The organism is Cyanobium sp. LEGE 06143, from assembly GCF_015207535.1.
In the GTDB taxonomy this organism is placed as follows: Bacteria; Cyanobacteriota; Cyanobacteriia; order PCC-6307; family Cyanobiaceae; genus NIES-981.
Genome location: NZ_JADEWP010000314.1, coordinates 1 through 1,158 on the forward strand (window position 1 = coordinate 1; position 1,158 = coordinate 1,158).

Here is a 1,158-nt window from a genome sequence, read left to right on the forward strand (position 1 = left end):
CACCCTGGTCGCCGGCCCCGCCCTGGCCCAGACCCAGATCTGGCAGCGGCAGGGCGCTCCGCCACCGGCGGGGTCAAAGGTGGTGCCGGAAAACTGCACCACCGGCAGTGATGGTGAGATCACCTGCGGCACCCGCCTGGAGGGGGATGAAGGGCGCCGGCCGGCAGCTCCGCGTATCGAACTCTTCCCGAACTGAGCCTGCCCCCCACTCCGTCTTCTCCCTCAGGTGAGGGGACGGGCGGGATCCAGACCTTCCACTTCCCCCTGGAACACCCTGGAGGCGGTGATGTCCTCGGCCTCCAGGGTCATCAGATCCAGCTTGGTGAGGGCGCTGCCCATGCGGCTGAACAGCCGGTTGGCCTGGCGCATGCGGGCGCGATCGATGGCATTGCGGATCGAGCGGGCATTGGCGAAGAAGGGCAACTTCATGCGCCGCTGGATGTAGTCCGCGAAGGCGGAACGGGCCTCATCGCTGAAGCGGTAGTTCTCGGCAGCGAGAATCAGCTGGGCGATCGCCAGCAGCTCCTCGGCGCTGTAGTCGGGAAAGTCGATGTGATTGGCCACCCGCGATGAAAGGCCGGGGTTGGATTGGTAGAAGATGTCCATCCGATCCTTGTAACCCGCGAAGATCACCACCAGATCATCGCGTTGGTTCTCCATCACCTGCAGCAGGATTTCGATCGCCTCAGCGCCGTAATCGCGTTCGTTTTCGGGGCGGTAGAGGTAGTACGCCTCATCGATGAACAGCACGCCCCCCATGGCTTTCTTGAGCATCTCCCTGGTCTTGGGAGCGGTGTGGCCGATGTACTGCCCCACCAGATCATCGCGGGTGGCGGTGATCACATGGCCCTTGCGCACATAGCCCAGCCCGTGCAGGATCTTGCTCATCCGCTCGGCCACGGTGGTCTTGCCGGTGCCCGGCCGACCGGTGAAGGACATGTGCAGCGAGGGCGGCGCCGTTTCCAGGCCCACCTGCTGGCGGGCCCGGTTCACCACCAGCAGGGCGGCGATTTCGCGGATGCGCGCCTTCACCGGCCGCAGGCCGATCAGCTCGCGGTCGAGTTCATCGAGCACCTCCTGCACGCCGGCCCCCTCGTAGGCCGCCCTCAGGTCCACCGCCAGGCCCAGATCCGTCACGGGCCGCCGTCAGCTGGGGGG

At 66.1% G+C, this 1,158-nt stretch carries 2 protein-coding genes; one reads left to right on the top strand and one right to left on the bottom strand.

Annotated features, from left to right (window positions below; all coding sequences use genetic code 11):
• Positions 1-196 (top strand): hypothetical protein (locus IQ216_RS13900; protein WP_193815938.1); only part of this gene is annotated, 196 nt, incomplete at its 5' end.
• Positions 197-222: 26 nt separating this feature from the next.
• Here IQ216_RS13900 and cbbX read toward each other — a convergent pair.
• Positions 223-1,128: a CbbX protein gene (gene cbbX / locus IQ216_RS13905; protein WP_193815939.1), complete on the bottom strand. Its 906-nt coding sequence runs from the start codon at positions 1,126-1,128 to the stop codon at positions 223-225.
• Positions 1,129-1,158: the final 30 nt, after the last annotated feature.